Genomic DNA, 17,479 nt, shown 5'->3' on the forward strand with positions numbered 1-17,479 from the left:
GTTGCAAGGTTACCTAGGCAGCATTGCTTAAAAGCATCGCCACCACATTCCCGCAGCGCAGACGATCAAGGTAGTCTGCCCACTCCTGCATCATCCGGACGCGCTCGGCCATATGGGTCGTGCGGTTGTAGGCTCGGCCGTTGGGGTCGCGCACGGCGTGCGCCAGCTGATGCTCGATGATGTCTGGCCGGAAGCCCAGCACTTCGTCCAGGATCGTGCGTGCGGTGGCCCGGAACCCGTGGCCGGTCATCTGGTCGCTCTCGAACCCCATCCGCCGCAGAGCGGTGTTCACCGTGTTTTCGCTCAACGGCCGCTGCACGCTGTTTCGGCCGGAGAACACGTACCTGCCCCGGTTGGTCAGCGGATGAATCTCCCGCAGGATGTCCAGAGCCTGCCGCGACAGCGGCACCAGGTGCTCGGCGCGCATCTTCATCCTGTCGGCGGGGATGAGCCACACGGCAGCGTCCAGATCGAACTCGGACCACTCGGCCTGGCGCAACTCTCCCGGCCTCACGAACACCAGCGGAGCCAGGGCGAGCGCCCAGCGCGTGACTGGCCTGCCTTGGTAGGCGTGGATAGCGCGCAACAGCGGTGCCAGCTCCTTCGGCTCGGCCAAGGCTGCGTAGTGGCGCTTCGGCTTTGGCTGCAGAGCACCGCGTAGGTCTGCGACCGGGTTGCGCTTGGCCAGGCCCGAGGCAATGGCATAGCGCATGATCTGCCCGCAATTCTGGATCACTCGATGACCGGACTCGATGGCGCCCCGCCGCTCCATGCGTCGAGCGATCGACAGGAAGTCCGGCGCCTCGAGGTCAGCAGCCTGCCGCGAGCCGATCCACGGGAACACGTCGTTCTCCATCCACGCCTCGACCTTGATGCGATACGACGGCGCCCAGATCCGGCCCTTCATCCACTCTCGCCCGATGGACTCGAACGTCAATGCGTCCAGCCCGGCCTTCGCCGCGGCTGCGTCCTTCTTCTGCTGGCTTGGGTCTGTGCCCTGGGCGAGTAGACGGCGGGCGTCCTCGCGACGGTTGCGGGCCAGGGCCAGAGTGACCTCCGGATACACCCCGAGCGCCAGGCGCTTCTCCTTGCCGCCGAAGCGGTACTTCAATCGCCACCAACGGCCACCTGCAGGTGAGATCTCGAGGTAGAGACCACCGCCGTCGAAGAGCTTCTGGGTTTTGCTGCTTGGCTTCGCGCGCCGAATAGCGAGATCGGAGAGTGGGGGCATCGATTCTGGGGGCATGGGGCAGGTGCCCCAAAATATGCCCCCACCGTCTCACTAGCTGCAACGTGCCGGGCCGTACTTGCTCGCACAACGAAAAAGGCCGAAAGCCCTGTTATTGCAGGTCTTCCGGCCTTTCGAGTGCCCTGTCGGGCTGAATAGTGGTGGAGCCAAGGAGGATCGAACTCCTGACCTCGTCGATGCGAACGACGCGCTCTCCCAGCTGAGCTATGGCCCCACGGATACCGCACTTGCCTCGCGTGTCGCGTCTTGGAGCGCCGTGCGATGGATGTAGTGTAGCCCCGGCCAGTGGCGGCTGCCAAGAGGGGAGAGGCGGGAGCGACGCTTCATCCGAATCGCTCCCGGACGTCTTCGAACTGAACGGGAGAGTGGGTTTTGTGAGGATCGGTCGGCCGCAAACCCTTGCAGCACAACGGGTTGGATTTCTTGAGTAGCGAAATGTAACTAGACGCCATCGCGTAAAGAGGACCAAAACGGTGCCGATATGAAAGGGAGCCAATCCCTCATACCCAATCCCTTCGAGTCCCAACGATGACGACCCGTGCCGCCACCGTTTTCTCCTCCTCCATCGGCGCGCGTCTGGCGCTGCTGATGGGCCTGATCACCACTGTGGCTTTCATTGGGCTGGCGCTGCTGGTGTACCAGCAATCGGCGGCAAGCTACCAGCAGCGGGTGGAGGCCGGGCTGCAGTCGGCCACCGTGCTGATGCGCGACTCGGTCCAACTCTATGACCGCAGCCTCAGCGACAGCACCGAGCGCATGGCTGGCACTTTCCGCGCGATGCTGCCGGCGGGCGATGCCACCCTGGACCCCGCGAAGACGATCCTGATCGGTGAGCGGTCCACGCCGACGCTTCGTCTGGGCAGCGATGTCGTCAATCTGCAGGAGGCCGCCGTCGATCGCTTCGCCCAGGCGACCGGCGGCGTGGCCACCGTGTTCGCGCGCGACGGGCAGGAGTTCATTCGTGTATCGACCTCGCTGCGCAACGCCGAGGGTGCCCGTGCCATGGGCACCGTGCTGGACCACGCCAATCCGGCCTACCAGAGGCTGCTGGCCGGCGAGCGCTACACCGGCCCGGCCCGGCTGTTCGGTGTGGACTACATGACCCACTACATGCCGATCACCGATGCGGCAGGCGAGGTCGTGGGCATCGCCTTCGTCGGGCAGAACTATTCCGATGGCCTGGCGGCACTGAAGACCCGCCTGCGCGCCTCGCAGCTGGGCAAGGACGGCTACTTCATCGCCGTCGACACCCGGCCTGGCGAGAACTTCGGGACGATCATCGCCGGGCCGGACGGGGAGGGTGGCAAGCTTCAGGCCAAGGTGCCCGAATCCGACCACGCTGCGCTGCAGGCGCTGTTGGACGGCACGCTCACGCAGGGCCAGGTGCAGCTGCGCAGCGGTGATCAGGGCGCGGCCCAGACGTACTTCGTGTCGACCCAGGCCTATGGTCCGTGGCACTGGGTGGTGCTGGGCATGGAGCCGGTCTCGGTGGTGCACGCCGTGCTTGGCAAGCTGATGCTGCACATCGCGTTGGTCTCGGCGCTGGCACTGCTGGCGGTGATCGTGGCGATGGTGCTGGTGGTCCGACGGGTGCTGAGCCGGCCGTTGGCCGAAGCGGGGCAGGTGGCCCGGGACGTTGCGGCCGGTCGTCTTGAAGGCAGCATCCAGGTGCGCGGGCAGGATGAGGTGGGCCGCCTGATGGCGGCGCTGCAGCAGATGCAGGGCAAGCTCCGCGCGATCATTGCCGCACAGAACGACATGAGCCGCCAGCATGCCGAGGGTACGATCAGCTACCGCATCGATGCCGACGCATTTGAAGGGGAGTTCCGCACCATGGTGACCGGCACCAATGCACTGGTGGAGGCGCACATATCCACCAAGCTGCGCATGGTGGAGCTGGTGCAGTGCTACGCCGATGGTGACCTGTCGCCCTCGATGGAGGCGTTGCCGGGGGAGAAGGCCAAGATCACCGACGCCGTGAACGGTGTGCGCGATCGCCTGCAGGCCATCAATGGGGAAATCAAACACCTTGTCGCCGCAGCGGCAGCGGGTGATTTCAGCGTGCGCGGCAATGCGGGTGCCTTCAACCACGATTTCCGGGTGATGGTGGAAGGACTCAATACCCTGATGGTCACCGCCGACCGCAATCTGTCCTCGCTGTCGGGATTGCTGCGCGCGCTGGCCGCTGGCGACCTGCGCGGACGCATCGAGGGCGAGTTCCAGGGCGTGTTCGCCACCATGCGTGACGATGCCAATGCCACCGTCAGCCAGCTGACCACGATTGTCGCCGGCATCCAGCAGGCGGCCGTCTCCGTGGCCACTGCATCGTCGGAAATCGCGGCGGGCAACGAGGACCTTTCGCGGCGTACGGAACAACAGGCGGCCAGTCTGGAAGAGTCCGCCGCCTCGCTGGAAGAATTGACCGCAGCCGTGAAGCAGAATGCCGATCACGCCCGGCGCGCCGATCAGCTGGCGGCGCAGACGGCGGCCGTGGCCGCGCAGGGGGGCGCGGCGGTCGCGCAGGTGGTGCAGACCATGGGCGATATCCAGGCGTCGTCGCACCGTATCGCCGACATCACCACGGTGATCGACGGCATTGCCTTCCAGACCAACATCCTGGCACTCAATGCGGCGGTCGAAGCGGCACGTGCGGGTGAAGAAGGCCGTGGTTTCGCCGTGGTCGCCTCCGAAGTGCGCGCGCTGGCACAGCGCTCGGCGCAGGCGGCCCGGGAGATCAAGAGCCTGATCGGGGATTCGGTCACCAAGGTCACCGATGGCAGTGCGCTGGCCGATGAAGCGGGGCAGACACTGCAGCGGATGGTGCAGGCCGTGGGCGAGCTGGGCGGGCTGATCGAAGAGATCGCCAGCGCCAGCCAGGAGCAGGCAGCGGGTATCGATCAGGTCAGCCAGAGCATCGTGCAGATGGATGGCGTGACCCAGCAGAACGCCGCCTTGGTGGAAGAAGCCTCGGCCGCGGCGCGCGCACTGAACGCGCAGTCGAGCGAGTTGCAGCAGTCGGTGGGGCGTTTCCGTCTGGCCGGGCACACGTCGGCGCGACGCCAGGCCGTTCCCGCCTGAGCCCCGCAGGGGCAGGGGTCGCCGCCCCTGCCCATTCTCGCCGATCGGCCGATGTGCAGGGCCGATCGCGCCGCGCGCCCTTCCGGGCGGCGCGCCAGGCGGGCATAATCCGCGCCAGAAAACGCGGCCGCATAGCCAGTGGACCAGGGGGGCCGGACAGCCGTCGCCCACAACGCCCTGACACCAATCTGCAACATCCAGCCAATACCGTGCCGCATCGCTGTCTCCACAGCGATGCCGATTTCCTATGGTGCCCGGCCATCTGTCGGATGCCCCGATCTGTACTACCCGAGACCTCTGCATGCCCGCTCTACGCCACGCCCCTGTGTCGACGCGTCTTCTCTCCCGTTCCCTCTCCGCTGCCGTGCTGCCGCGCCGCCGCGCGCTGGCGCTGGCCTGCGCCTCCGCTGCGCTGATGCTGTCCGCTGCCGCCTCGGCGCAGGACGCGCAGTCCGCCAGCGCGACCTCGCTGGACACCATCACCGTCACTGCCGACCACCGCGAGCGCAACCTGCAGGAAGTGCCGGTGTCGGTCGGCGTGGTGCAGGGCGAGAAGATCCGTGATTACACCGCTGGCGGCGATGACACCCTGCTGGCCCTGTCGGGCAAGGTGCCGAGCTTCTACGCCGAAACCACCACCGGCCGCATCTTCCCGCGCTTCTACATCCGTGGTCTGGGCAACATCGATTTCTACCTGGGTGCCTCGCAGCCGGTGTCGATCATCCAGGACGACGTGGTGCTTGAACACGTGGTGCTGAAGTCCAACCCGGTCTACGACGTGGACCAGATCGAGGTGCTGCGCGGCCCGCAGGGCACGCTGTTCGGCCGCAACACCACCGCCGGCATCGTCAAGTTCGACACGATCAAGCCGAGCCAGGATTACAGCGGCCGCGTGCAGGCCAGCTACGGCTCCTACGGCAGCGTGGCCATCGATGGCGGCTTCGGCGGCCCGATCAACGACATCGCCTCGTTCCGCGTGTCGGCGCTGTACCAGCACCGCGATGATTACGTCGACAACACCTACAGCGGCCCGAGCGCCGATGGCACGGTCTCGCCGAAGAAGAACGCCATGGGCGGCTTCGATGACCGCAACGTGCGCGCGCAGCTGCTGCTGCAGCCGAGCGACAACTTCTCGCTGCTGGCCTCGGCTCATGCGCGCGATTACGACGGTACCTCGACCCTGTTCCTGCGCAACGCGGTGACCAAGGGCTCCAACAAGACCGACGTGCCGCGCGACAAGGTCGCCTACGACGAAGCCGACAACAACCCGCAGGCTTACAAGACCTACGGCGGCTCGGTGAAGGCGATCTACGATTTCGGCAACGTTTCGCTGACCTCGATCACCGCCTACGAAACCACCTCCGGCTACAGCCGCGGTGACACCGACGGCGGCGCCGCGGTGAACTATCCGGTCAATGGCGTGCCGAACGGCTACGGCCAGTCGATGGGCCAGATCCGCGATCTGGACCAGTGGACCCAGGAATTCCGCCTGGCCAACGCCGATGACAACCGCCTGAAGTGGCAGGTCGGCGCGTTCTACTTCGACGGCCGCGACACCACCGATTTCTACCAGCGCGCCTGGTTCCTGCAGGGCAATGCCCGCAACCCGAACAACTGGGTGCGCCTGCGCAACGTCAATACCTCCTGGGCGGGTTTCGGCCAGGTCAGCTATGACGTGACCGACAAGTTCACCCTGACCGCCGGCCTGCGCCAGACCAAGGATGAGAAGAAGACCCGTCTGCTCAAGACCGCCGATACCGCCGCCGGTGCCGTGACCTACAAGGGCCGCACCTACGTGGAGATGTCCGACACCACGCCGAGCTGGGACCTGAGCGCGATGTATGCGTTCAACCCGCAGCTGAGCGTGTATGCGCGCGTGGCCCGGGGCTTCCGCGGCCCGACCATCCAGGGCCGTTCGGCCGTGTTCAATGCCGATTTCACCACGGCGAACTCGGAAACCATCCTGTCCTGGGAAGCCGGCATCAAGAGCAGCCTGTGGGACAACCGCCTGCGCGTGAACGCCGCCGCGTTCACCTACGTGGTCAACGACATCCAGCTCAACGGCAACGATTCGGACGGCAACGGCGTGCTGTTCAACGCCGACAAGGCCAAGGCCTACGGTCTGGAAGCGGACATGGAGCTGCGCCCGATCCCGAACCTGGCCCTGAGCGCCGGTATCAGCCTGCTGCACAGCGAAATCCAGGACGACCGCGTGTACGCGCAGGTCTGCGCCCTCAACGGCGCCGTGGTCTGCACCGTGAATGACCCGACCATCAAGGTCGGTGCCAACACCTTCGCGCAGATCAACGGCAACCCGCTGCCGAACGCGCCGAAGTACAACATCAACCTGGCCGCGCGTTACGACATGCCGGTCAATGACAGCGATGTGTTCTTCGTGTCCACCGACTGGAACAAGCAGGGGTATACCAGCTTCGTGCTGTACGACTCGGCCGAGTTCAACTCCAAGGGCAGCTTCGAAGGCGGCCTGAAGCTGGGCTACTCCGCCAACTACGGTGCCTGGGAAGTGGCGCTGTTCGCGCGCAACATCACCAATGAGAAGAACCTCAAGGGTGTGATCGAGAACTACATGGCCGCGGTCTACAACGAACCGCGCACCGTGGGCGTTTCGCTCAACATGAACTGGTAAGTCACGCGATCACCGGTGCCGCATTGCTGCGGCGCCGGTGAGCCGGATCGATGAAAAACGCCCCGCTGATGCGGGGCGTTGTCGTTTCAGGCAGGGGGCAACAGCGCCGAGAGGATCGGCTCCAGCTGCGCCTGGCGCCAGCCCGCGAGCGCGGTCGGCCATTGGCGGCTTTCCAGATAGCTTTCCAGATGCTTGCGCGAGGCGAGCACGCCATCGGGCAGGCCGAGTTCCGCACCGCGCGCGCTGACGGCATCCTGCAGCCGCTTCAGGGCCTGCTTGTTGGCATCGTTGGCCGGCAGCGCCAGCGGTGCCTCGGCTTCATCGGCAAGCGGGGTGGTCAGCGCCTGCCACACCTGGGCGGCCAGTTTGCGCGGGGCCTTGGGGAAGCCTTCCATCAGCTTGGACAACGCCTCCACATCGGCCGGCGGGGTGCGGGCGAGCACGGCAGCCAGTTCATTGTCGAGCACCCAGCTGCGTGGCTTGTCGCTGGCGCGCGCCTGCACGTCGCGCCAGCGCAGCAGCCGCAGCAGGCGCAGCTGCGCAGCGGTGTCCATGAACTGTGCCGAGCGCATCGCCACGTGCGGCCAACGCTCTTCATCGTGTTCGACACTGGCGAGCAGGCGCTCGGCATCGTCCTGCAGCCACTGGCGGCGACCGAGTTCTGTCAGGCGCGCATCGAGGGTGTCGTGGATCTGGAACAGGTACTCCACGTCGTCGGCGGCGTACTCCAGCTGCGCGTCCGAAAGCGGGCGGCGCATCCAGTCCGAGCGGGTTTCGCCCTTGGTGAGGGTGACGCCGGTGACCGCGGTGACCAGTTTCTGGTAGCCCATGCCACCGCCGATGCCCGCCAGCGACGCACCGATCTGGGTGTCGAACAGCGGGCGCGGCAGCACGCCGCAGGCGACCTTGAAAGTGACCAGGTCTTCGCTGGCGCTGTGCATGATCTTGAGGATCGAGGTGTCGGCCAGCCACGGGGCCAGGGCCTCGTTCATGCCGGGGATGAGCGGGTCGATCAGCAGGACTTCATCACCGACGGCCATCTGCACCAGCGCCAGTTGCGGCCAATAGGTGCGTTCGCGGATGAACTCGGTGTCCAGGCCGATGCGGGTGGGGCGCTGGCGGTAGCGCTCGTCCAGTTCCGCCGGGGTTTTGATCCAGTAAGCCACGTGGGATTCCATGTACTGCAAAGGGGTGCTCAGGTCGGGGAGGATAGCCTAACCCTGTGCCACGGCCGGCATACCGCCGTGCGGTGATGAACGCCCGGGCCGTGGACGGTCGCCGCCCGGGACGGTGACGATTATGATGATCCCCTGTCCGCGCCTGCGGCATGCCACCTGGACCCTCATCGCGTCACGATGACACGCCCCAAGGAACCCCATTTGCGACCCTCAGGCACATTGCCGCTGCTGTTCACTGGCCTGTTGGGCCTGCTGGCCGCGTGTTCTCCCGCCCCGGCCCCCGCGCCGTCGGCAACGCCGGTCGCCAAGCCCGCCGCTGCACCGGCGACGACCAGCGCACCGGTTGCCCAGGTCACCATCGGGGGCGAGGACGCCGCTGAAACCGTGGAACGCTGGCAGGCGCCGGCACTGGCCCTTGGCGACGGCGACGTGACCCAGGCGCGCCGTGACGCGGCACGTGCCTTCGAGGAAGGTCGCCTGTACCGCACGGCCGAGGATGCGATTCCGATCTGGCTCGCGCTGCTCCAGCATGACCCCAAAGACCGTGCGGCCGAGACCGGCCTGAAACGTGCCCGGCAGCGGCTGCTGGAGGAGGCAGGCGCGTTGTTGGACCGCCCGCTCAAGCAGCGTGAGGCGCTTGCCCAGGCCAGTGAGATGGCCCTGGTGCTGCTCACGCTGGCACCGGATGATGCCAAGGTGCGTGAGCTGCAGTCGCGGGTGGAGATCGCCCAGCGTGTGGTGGCGTACAACCGTGCCGGTGAAGACGATCTGCGCGCGGACCGCATCGGCGAGGATGGCGACGGCGCGATCCCCAATTTCCGCGAGGCACTGGCGCTGGATGCGGACAACCCGCGCGCCCGGCAGGGCCTGGCCGCCGCCGAGAGCGCGCTGATCCGCCGTGCCGAGACCGCCGCGCGGGCCACCGATTTCGCCGCGGCCGGGACTTGGCTGGCCGAAGCGGCGAAGGTCCGCGATTCATCGATCACCATCGCCGATGCCTTCGAGCGCATCGAGAAAATCCGGTCGGATATCCTGCTGCGGCTGCGCAACGAAGGCCTGCGTGATCTGGCCACGCCGCAGGGGCTCAAGCCGGCCCGGCAGAAGCTGGAGGATGCGCTGCGCATCGCGTTGCCCGGCGACCCTGTCGTCGGCCAGCTGCGTGAGCGGATCGAACTGGTGACGCATTACGGCAGCTTCCGGCCGCGGCAGGTGTTCAGCGATGCGTTGCGCGATGGCGGCCGCGGGCCACAGATGATCGTGGTGCCGCACGGCGGTTTCCAGATGGGCGCGGCCGAGAATGAGCTCGGTGCGACCGATGCCGAAAAACCTTCGCATTACGTGCGTTTCGAACGTGGCTTCGCGATGTCGATCACGGAAGTGACCGTCGCCGATTTCCGCCGTTATGTGCAGGCCACCAAGACCCGCCCACGCGCCACGCGTCGCGGTCACTCGATCGTGTATGACGAGCGCAGCGGCAACTTCGTGCGCCGCAGCGGCGTGGACTGGCAGTCTGATTACAACGGCGCCGAGGCGATCGCCAATCTGCCGGTGATGCACGTCAGCGTGCGCGACGCCGAGAATTACGCCACGTGGCTGTCCGAGCAGACCGGGCGCTCCTACCGCCTGCCCAGCGAAGCCGAATTCGAGTACGCGCTGCGCGCGGGCAGCAGCGGCCGTTATCCATGGGGTGATGCGGGCACACCGCCAGCGCGTGCGGGCAATTTCACCGGGGCCGAGGATGTCTCGCCCTCCGGACGGCACTGGTACAACGCCTTCGTCGGCTACGGCGATGGGTATTGGGGCCCGGCCCCGGTGGCCAGCTTCGATCCCAACCCGTGGGGCCTGCACGACATTGCCGGCAACCTCAGCGAATGGGTGGCCGACTGCTGGCATGCCAGCTACCGGCGGGCACCGTCCGATGGCGTGGCCTGGTTCAACCCGGGCTGCCGGCAGCGCGTGATCCGCGGTGGCAACTGGGCCAATGCGCCGGCGCAGACCCGCGCGGCCTGGCGGCAATCGCAGGATTCGGACACCACCAGCGCACGGATCGGCTTCCGGCTGGTCCGAGGCATCTGAGGGATCACCCCGTCGTGGGGTGACGGGATTTCACCCGGCCCCCCGGCGCGCGTTCTAGGATTGGCACAGTGTCGGGCAGGGTGCCGCGGCCATCTCAGGAACCACGCGCATGCGCAACGATCCATTCGGCGGTCAGCAGCAGGGCCGCGCCCGGCGGCCAGGGCTGTTCGGCAACATCCGCTGGTGGGTGCTTCTGGCGTTTGCCGGCTATGCCGCGTTCTACTGGTTCTCCAACCGCGCCGTGGATCCCTACACCGGCGAGAGCGTGCTGATCGACAGCTCGCTCGATGCGACCCAGGAAAAGGCGCTGGGCCTGCAGGCCTACCAGGAGATCCTGGCGCAGGAGCGACCGCTGGATCCCAGTGCGCCGCAGTCGCGCGAAATCCAGGCGATCGCCCAGCGCCTGATCGCCAAGGTGGACGTGGTGGAAACCGCGCTCGCCGAAGAGCATGGCCTGAAACCTGCACATTTCGCGCGTGATTTCGAATGGGAGGTCAACGTGATCCCCTCCGATCAGGCCAATGCCTTCTGCCTGCCGGGCGGCAAGATGGCGGTCTACACCGGGTTGATTCCAGTCGCGCGTACGGTGGATGCGATGGCGGTGGTGATGGGCCATGAAATCGCGCACGCCTTATTGCGGCATGGCGCCCAGCGCATGGCCCAGCAGAAGATGACCCAGATCGGGCAGATGGCTGGTGCCGCCAGCGGCATGGACCCGCAGCAACAGCAGATGATGATGTCGACGATGGGCTACGGCTACCTGCTGCCGTACGCGCGCAGCCATGAAACCCAGGCCGATGAAGTGGGCCTGATGCTGGCCGCGGCGGCCTGCTTCGATCCGCAGGAAGCGATTCCGCTGTGGGAGCGGATGGGGCAGGCCAGTGGTGGGCAATCGACCTCGGAATTCGCGTCCACGCATCCCAACCCGGGCACGCGCATCCAGAACCTGCAGGCGTTGATGCCCAAGGCGATGGAGTACCGGCAGAAATTCTGCGAAAGCGCAGGGCGTTGAAGGCGAACCGCAGCGGCCTGGGTCCGCCGGATCAGCGCGCCGGCTCGTTGACCGTTACGTCGATCACGCCTTCCTGCACGCGTGCCTTGAGCGTGTCGCCCGGGCGCACCTGCAACGGCGAACGCACCAGACTGCCATCGTCCTCGCGGGTCAGGATCGCGTAACCACGCGCGACGGTGGCCAGCGGGCTCACTGCCTCCATCGAACGGGCGAGCGCACGCAGGCGCAGGGCGTCGCGCTGCAGCTGGCGACCGATCGCACTGTCCGCACGCGGCTGCAGGCGTTGCAGGCGCTCACGCAGGGCATCCAGCCGGCGCTGCGGATGACCGCTGCGCAGCACGGCCGCCGCGTGGCGCAGGTGGGCCAGACGGCCCTGATGCTGTGTGGACCACGCTGCGTGCAGGCGGCGCGCGACGTCCTGCTGGCGACGCTGCAACAGCTGCAGGCGCGACTGCGGGCTCTGCGCGTTGAGGCGGAGCAGGGCACGGTCCGCGCGCTGCATGGCCTGCCCCACGCTGTGCCGCTGCAGCTGCGCCAGACGCGCATCCAGGCGACGCACACGCAGCAGCAGGTCACGCTGATCAGGCACCAGCAGTTCGGCCGCGACCGACGGCGTCGGCGCGCGCAGATCGGCGGCGAAGTCGGCCAGGCTGAAGTCGGTTTCGTGCCCCACGGCAGACACCACCGGGGTCTGGCTGGCCGCGATCGCGCGGGTCAGCTGCTCATCGTTGAAGGCCCAGAGATCCTCCATCGAGCCGCCACCGCGGGTCAGCAGGATCACGTCATAGCGGCCGCTGGCATCGGCGCCACGCAGCAGCGAGGTGATCTGCGCGGCAGCGCTGTCGCCCTGCACCAGGCTGGGCAGCAGATCGACCTCGAGCATCGGGAAACGCCGTTCAAGCACGCTGAGCACGTCGCGCACCGCCGCGCCGGTGGGCGAGGTGATCACTGCCAGACGACGCACATGCGCCGGCAGCGGTCGTTTGCGCTCCGGCGCGAACAGGCCCTCGGCCTCCAGGCGCGCCTTGAGCTGCTCGAAGGCGCGCCGCAGGGCGCCTTCGCCGGCTTCCTCCATGTGGTCGAGCACCATCTGGTACTCACCGCGTGCTTCGTACAGCGTCAACCGGCCACGGGCGAGCACGCGCATGCCTTCGCGCGGCACGAACTTCAGCCACTGGCTCTTGGGCTTGAACAACGCGGCGCGGATCTGCGAGCGCGCGTCCTTCAGCGTGAAATACAGATGGCCCGAGGCCGGGCGCGTCACGCTGCCCAGTTCGGCCTCCACCCAGATCAGCGGGAACGCGCCTTCCAGCAGGTCGCGGGCCAGGATGTTGAGCTGGCTGGGCGTGAGAATCTGCGCGCTGCGGTCCATGGAGGAGTCAGGCCAAACGGTACGAACGGGGGGCCATGGTCGCACGTCGGCGGCGTTGCTTCATCCCGCAGTGGTGCGGTCGGCGTGCTGCTGCAGCGCCCAGGCGACATGCTCGCGCACGATGGCTGAAGGATGCTCACGTCGTGCCTGCAGCGCGGCCAGTGTCTCGGCGTGGCTGGGGGCATTGCCCAGCGCCACGGCAATGTTGCGCAGCCAGCGTTCATGTCCGCTGCGGCGGATCGGGCTGCCCTCGGTGCGGCGCAGGAACTCGTCTTCTTCCCAAGCGAACAGCTGGGCGAGCGAGGCGGTGTCCAGATCGTTGCGCGCGCGGAAATCCGGCTCGTCGGTGCGCTTGGCGAACTTGTTCCAGGGGCAGACCAGCTGGCAGTCGTCGCAGCCGTAAATGCGGTTGCCCATCGCCGTGCGCATGTCCTCGGGAATCGCGCCGTCGTGTTCAATGGTGAGGTAGGAGATGCAGCGGCGTGCATCCAGGCGGTGCGGGGCGATGATCGCCTGGGTCGGGCAGACATCGATGCAGCGCGTGCAGGTGCCGCAGTGTGCGGTGGCCGGTGTATCCACCGGCAGCGGCAGGTCGACGTAGATTTCGCCGATGAAGAACCACGAGCCGCCCTGTTTGTCGATCAGGCAGGTGTGCTTGCCGATCCAGCCCAGCCCGGCATTACGGGCGAGCGCGCGCTCCAGCACCGGGGCCGAATCAACGAACACGCGGTAGCCGAACGGCCCGATCTCCGCGGCGATGCTGTCGGCGAACTTCTGCAGCCGGTTGCGCATCAGCTTGTGGTAATCGCGGCCCAGCGCATAGCGCGCCACGTAGGCGCGGTCGCCATCGTGCAGGGTGGCCCAGGCTTCGGCGTCGTCCTTGTGGCCGTAATCCATGCCGACCGAGATCACCCGCACCGTGCCCGGCAGCAGTTCATCCGGCCGTGCGCGCAGCGTGCCGTGGCGCGCCATCCACTCCATCGTGCCGTACAGGCCCTTGCCCAGCCAATCGGCCAGGTGCGCCTCGTCTTCGCGCAGATCGATGCCGGACACGCCGCAGCGCTGGAAGCCGTGCACGCCCGCGATCGCACGGATGCGGTCGGCGGCACGGGCCAGATGGACGGGGGCGGGCAGGGGAACGGCGGACATGGCCTGGGCGGAAACGGAGCCTGGGAAGGGCGCGGCAAGGCTGCGCCTGGGCGACAAGTATAGAATCCCGGCATGCCCGAGCTTGCTGAACTGTTCGATATCGCCGCTGCGCGCCGCCTGGATGCGCAGGCCAGTGCCCTGCTGGGCGATGGCGGTGCCTCGCTGATGGAACAGGCCGGCCAGGCCGCCTGGCATTGCCTGCTGGAGCGCTGGCCGCAGGCGCAGCGCATCGGTGTGGTGGTGGGGGGCGGCAACAACGGCGGCGATGGCTACGTGCTGGCCCGTCTGGCCCGTGAAGCCGGCCGCCCGGTGACGGTGCTGCGGCTGGACACCGATGCGCCGGCTACACCGTTGTCGCAGCGGGCCGAGCAGGCGTTCCTCGCCGCCGGCGGTGCGGTGGCGCGCTTCGATGGCGTTCTCCCGCCGATGGACCTGCTGGTGGACGCGCTGTTCGGCATCGGTCTGAACCGCGCGCCGGCCGGTGCCGCGGTGGATCTGATCACGGCCATCAACGGCGCTGGGGTGCCGGTGCTGGCGCTGGACGTGCCCAGCGGCGTGGATGCACGCACCGGTCACGTGCCCGGCGTTGCCATCCGTGCCACGGTCACCCTGCAGTTCATCGTGCGCCACCAGGGGCTGTATACCGGCGCAGCGCTGGAGCATGTCGGCGGTCGCCGCCTGGCCGCGCTGGATCTGCCTGCCGACGCTGGCGAAGGCGTGCAGCACAGCGCCGAGTGCTGGCAGCAACCGCGCCTGCGCGCGCAGCTGCCGGCGCGCCGCGCCAATACCCACAAGGGCGAATCCGGCCACGTGCTGTGCGTGGGCGGCAACCTCGGCAGCGGGGGCGCGGTGATGCTGGCCAGTGAATCGGCGTTGCGCGCCGGCGCAGGGCTGGTCAGTGTGGCGACCCAGTCACCGCATGTCGCCCCGCTGCTGGCGCGCCTGCCCGAAGCGATGGTGCATGCCGTACAGGACGCGCAGGAGCTGCAGGCCCTGCTGCCGCGTGCCGGTGTGATCGCGATCGGGCCAGGCCTGGGCCAGGACGACTGGGCGCACGAACTGTGGCGGCAGGTGCTGGCCAGCGGCAAGCCGCTGGTGATCGATGCCGACGCCCTGAACCTGCTGGCCAAGGCGCCGCAGCCGCTCCATGACGCGATCCTGACCCCGCACCCGGGCGAGGCCGCGCGCCTGCTCGGGCTGAGCACCACGCAGGTGCAGGCCGACCGTTTCACGGCGGCCAAAGCGCTGGCCGAGCGTTTCCACGCGGTGGTGGTGCTCAAGGGCGCCGGCACCGTGGTCGCTGCGCCCGATGCGCTGCCGCGGGTGATGGCCGCCGGCAATCCAGGCATGGCCGTGGGTGGCATGGGCGACCTGCTCACCGGCATCATTGCCGCCCTGCGTGCGCAGGGGCTGGGCGCTTTCGATGCCGCCAGCACCGGCGCATTGCTGCACAGCCTGGCCGGCGATGCCGCCGCCAGTGACGGCCAGCGGGGCCTGTTTCCCACCGATCTGCTGGCGCCGCTGCGCCGGCTGGTCAATCCGGACGGTTGAACATGATCGAGTTTTTCCTCGCGCAGACCGAAGACACCGACCTGCTCGGGCAATGGCTGGCCGCGACCCGGCCGCCACAGGCGGTGATGCAGCTGCAGGGCGACCTGGGCGCCGGCAAATCCACCCTGGCCCGCGCACTGCTGCGCGCGCTGGGCGTGCAGGGGGCGATCCGCAGCCCGACCTACACCCTGGTGGAGCGCTACCCGCTGGCCGACGGCCACGAGGCCTGGCACCTGGATCTGTACCGGATCGGCAACGCGCAGGAGCTGGATTTCCTCGGGCTGGACGAAGGCAGCGCCTCGCTGTGGCTGGTCGAATGGCCCGAGCGCGGTGCCGGTGCATTGCCGCCGACGGACCTCGAAGTGGCGCTGGATATCCAGGGCCAGGGGCGTCGCGCCCGGCTCACCGCCACCAGTCCGGCCGGTCGTGAATGGCTCGCACGGCTGCCCCAAGGGGGTGACTTGCAGGCCCTTTCTGTCGGCTGACACTAGGAAACACCGGCAGGTTACGGATTATTAAGGGAAAAGGAGTTGCATTTCATTCAGCGCGGTGATTGAATCCAGACCCATGCCAATGGGGAAATCACTCGCCGCCCTCTGCACTGCCGTCGGACTCTGTCTGGCGAGCGCGCTGTCGTGGGCGGGCGAAGTCCGCCAGGTGGCCGTGGAGACCGGTGCGACCGGGACCCGTGCGGAGATTTCGCTGGCCGGCAGCGGGGGCTACAAGACCCTGTCGCTGGCCGGTCCGAACCGGCTGGTGGTGGATTTCCCGGATTCCAGCGCGATCCGCAACCTCAAACTGCCTGCGCCCAAGGGCGTGGTGACTGCTGTCCGCACCGGGCAGCCGGTGCCGGGCACGTTCCGCGTGGTGTTCGACCTGGCCGAATCGGTCGCTCCGTTCCGCCCGCAGATGATCAAGCAGGGCGACGAGTCGCGCTTGGTGATCGAGTGGCCGGGCGATGCGCCGGCCGCGACCACCGTTGCCAGTGCGCCCGCGCCCACCCCGGCCGCAGCGCCTTCGCCCACGCCAGCGGCTTCGACGCCGGCCGCCGCGCCGGCACCGACCGCCGCCCAGACGGCACAGGCACGCAGCGATGCAGCGCGCGCCACCGCCTTGCTGACCGCGTCGGTGCGCCAGCAGGCCAGCGCCACGGTCGCCACCTCGGCGCCGGGCCCGGCTGCCGCGACGGCCACCACGGTCAACGTCGCTGCCGCAGGGACCGCCAACGCGGCTAGCAACAGCGCCTCGCCGGCCGCGATCCTGGCCGGTCAGTCGACCCCGGCGGTCGTGGCCAGTGCGCCGGTTCCGACGCCCGCGCCGACCCCTGCGCTGCAGGACAACCCGCGTCCTGCCATGCCCAGCGATGCTTCGCGCGTGAAGATGCGCGCCGGCATGCGTCCGTTGGTGATCGCGATCGACCCCGGCCATGGCGGCCAGGATCCCGGCGCGGTCGGCCCAACCGGCAAGCGCGAAAAAGACATCACCCTGGCGGTGGCCCGTGAACTGGCCCGCCAGATCAACGCGACGCCCGGGCTGAAGGCCTACCTGACCCGCGACAGCGACGTGTTCATTCCGCTGCCGATGCGCGCGCAGAAGGCGCGTGCGGCCAAGGCCGACATGTTCATCTCGATCCACGCCGATGCCGCCGAGAACCGGGCAGCAACCGGCTCGTCGGTGTACGTGCTCTCCACCAAGGGCGCCTCCTCGCAGCGAGCGCGCTGGCTGGCCGACAAGGAAAACGCCGCCGATCTGGTCGGTGGCGTGCGCCTGCAGCAGACCGAAGGCACCCTGGCCAACGTGCTGCTGGATCTGGCCCAGAGCGGTTACATGAAGGCCTCCGAAGACGCGGCCGGGCATGTGCTGGGCGGCCTGAAGCGGATCGGCAAGAACCACAAGCCCAACATCGAACGTGCGAACTTCGCGGTGCTGCGCACCTCGGACATGCCGGCGATGCTGGTCGAAACCGCCTTCATCTCCAACCCCGATGAAGAGCGCCGCCTGATCGATCCGGCCTACCAGCGCCAGATCGCCGGCGCAGTGCTGGACGGTGTGCATACCTTCTTCAGCCGTCAGCCGCCGCCGGGCACCCTGTATGCCGCGCGCGCCCAGGCTGAAATCGATGCCGCCAGCACCGTGGCGGGCGGCAGCAAGTAACCCCTCCGGGCTG

Annotated in this window: 11 protein-coding genes and 1 tRNA gene; 7 read left to right on the forward strand and 5 right to left on the reverse strand. The window is 67.9% G+C overall.

Annotated features, from left to right (window positions below; genetic code table 11):
• Positions 1 to 13 precede the first annotated feature (13 nt).
• Entirely contained in the window at positions 14 to 1,231 is a 1,218-nt protein-coding gene (locus tag ABE463_RS08835; RefSeq protein ID WP_346467908.1) for an integrase arm-type DNA-binding domain-containing protein, read from the reverse strand.
• 156 nt (positions 1,232 to 1,387) lie between these two features.
• A tRNA-Ala gene (locus tag ABE463_RS08840) sits at positions 1,388 to 1,463 on the reverse strand.
• Positions 1,464 to 1,777: 314 nt separating this feature from the next.
• On the opposite strand from ABE463_RS08840, the gene ABE463_RS08845 reads away from it, so the two are divergent.
• Complete coding sequence (locus ABE463_RS08845; RefSeq protein ID WP_346467909.1) at positions 1,778 to 4,327, forward strand: Cache 3/Cache 2 fusion domain-containing protein; 2,550 nt, start codon at positions 1,778 to 1,780, stop codon at positions 4,325 to 4,327.
• A gap of 301 nt (positions 4,328 to 4,628) precedes the next feature.
• On the forward strand, positions 4,629 to 6,974 hold the full coding sequence (locus tag ABE463_RS08850; RefSeq protein ID WP_346467910.1) for a TonB-dependent receptor: 2,346 nt from the start codon (positions 4,629 to 4,631) through the stop codon (positions 6,972 to 6,974).
• 86 nt (positions 6,975 to 7,060) lie between these two features.
• Here the strand turns inward: ABE463_RS08850 and rnd are convergent, their stop codons facing one another.
• Entirely contained in the window at positions 7,061 to 8,140 is a 1,080-nt protein-coding gene (rnd, locus tag ABE463_RS08855; RefSeq protein WP_346467911.1) for a ribonuclease D, read from the reverse strand.
• Positions 8,141 to 8,353: 213 nt separating this feature from the next.
• Here rnd and ABE463_RS08860 point away from each other — a divergent pair, with 213 nt between their 5' ends.
• Positions 8,354 to 10,228: a formylglycine-generating enzyme family protein gene (locus ABE463_RS08860; RefSeq protein WP_346467912.1), complete on the forward strand. Its 1,875-nt coding sequence runs from the start codon at positions 8,354 to 8,356 to the stop codon at positions 10,226 to 10,228.
• Positions 10,229 to 10,337: 109 nt separating this feature from the next.
• Entirely contained in the window at positions 10,338 to 11,240 is a 903-nt protein-coding gene (locus ABE463_RS08865) for a M48 family metallopeptidase (protein ID WP_346467913.1), read from the forward strand.
• Between the two features lie 31 nt (positions 11,241 to 11,271).
• Here ABE463_RS08865 and xseA read toward each other — a convergent pair whose 3' ends face one another.
• Together xseA and queG are read right to left on the reverse strand one after the other, a co-directional pair.
• Positions 11,272 to 12,612: an exodeoxyribonuclease VII large subunit gene (gene xseA / locus ABE463_RS08870; RefSeq protein WP_346467914.1), complete on the reverse strand. Its 1,341-nt coding sequence runs from the start codon at positions 12,610 to 12,612 to the stop codon at positions 11,272 to 11,274.
• Between the two features lie 60 nt (positions 12,613 to 12,672).
• A complete protein-coding gene (gene queG / locus ABE463_RS08875) occupies positions 12,673 to 13,761 on the reverse strand; it encodes a tRNA epoxyqueuosine(34) reductase QueG (protein ID WP_346467915.1) in 1,089 nt (362 codons plus the stop codon).
• Between the two features lie 72 nt (positions 13,762 to 13,833).
• Here queG and ABE463_RS08880 point away from each other — a divergent pair, with 72 nt between their 5' ends.
• The 3 genes from ABE463_RS08880 (at position 13,834) to ABE463_RS08890 (ending at position 17,466) form a co-directional block, all read left to right on the forward strand.
• A complete protein-coding gene (locus tag ABE463_RS08880) occupies positions 13,834 to 15,312 on the forward strand; it encodes an NAD(P)H-hydrate dehydratase (protein ID WP_346467916.1) in 1,479 nt (492 codons plus the stop codon).
• 2 nt (positions 15,313 to 15,314) lie between these two features.
• Positions 15,315 to 15,797, forward strand: a complete 483-nt coding sequence (gene tsaE, locus ABE463_RS08885) for a tRNA (adenosine(37)-N6)-threonylcarbamoyltransferase complex ATPase subunit type 1 TsaE (protein WP_259261485.1) — start codon at positions 15,315 to 15,317, stop codon at positions 15,795 to 15,797.
• A gap of 88 nt (positions 15,798 to 15,885) precedes the next feature.
• A complete protein-coding gene (locus tag ABE463_RS08890) occupies positions 15,886 to 17,466 on the forward strand; it encodes an N-acetylmuramoyl-L-alanine amidase (RefSeq protein WP_346468016.1) in 1,581 nt (526 codons plus the stop codon).
• The last annotated feature ends 13 nt before the right edge of the window (positions 17,467 to 17,479 follow it).

It is taken from the genome of Stenotrophomonas sp. TWI819 (assembly GCF_039673075.1).
In the GTDB taxonomy this organism is placed as follows: domain Bacteria; phylum Pseudomonadota; class Gammaproteobacteria; order Xanthomonadales; family Xanthomonadaceae; genus Stenotrophomonas; species Stenotrophomonas rhizophila_B.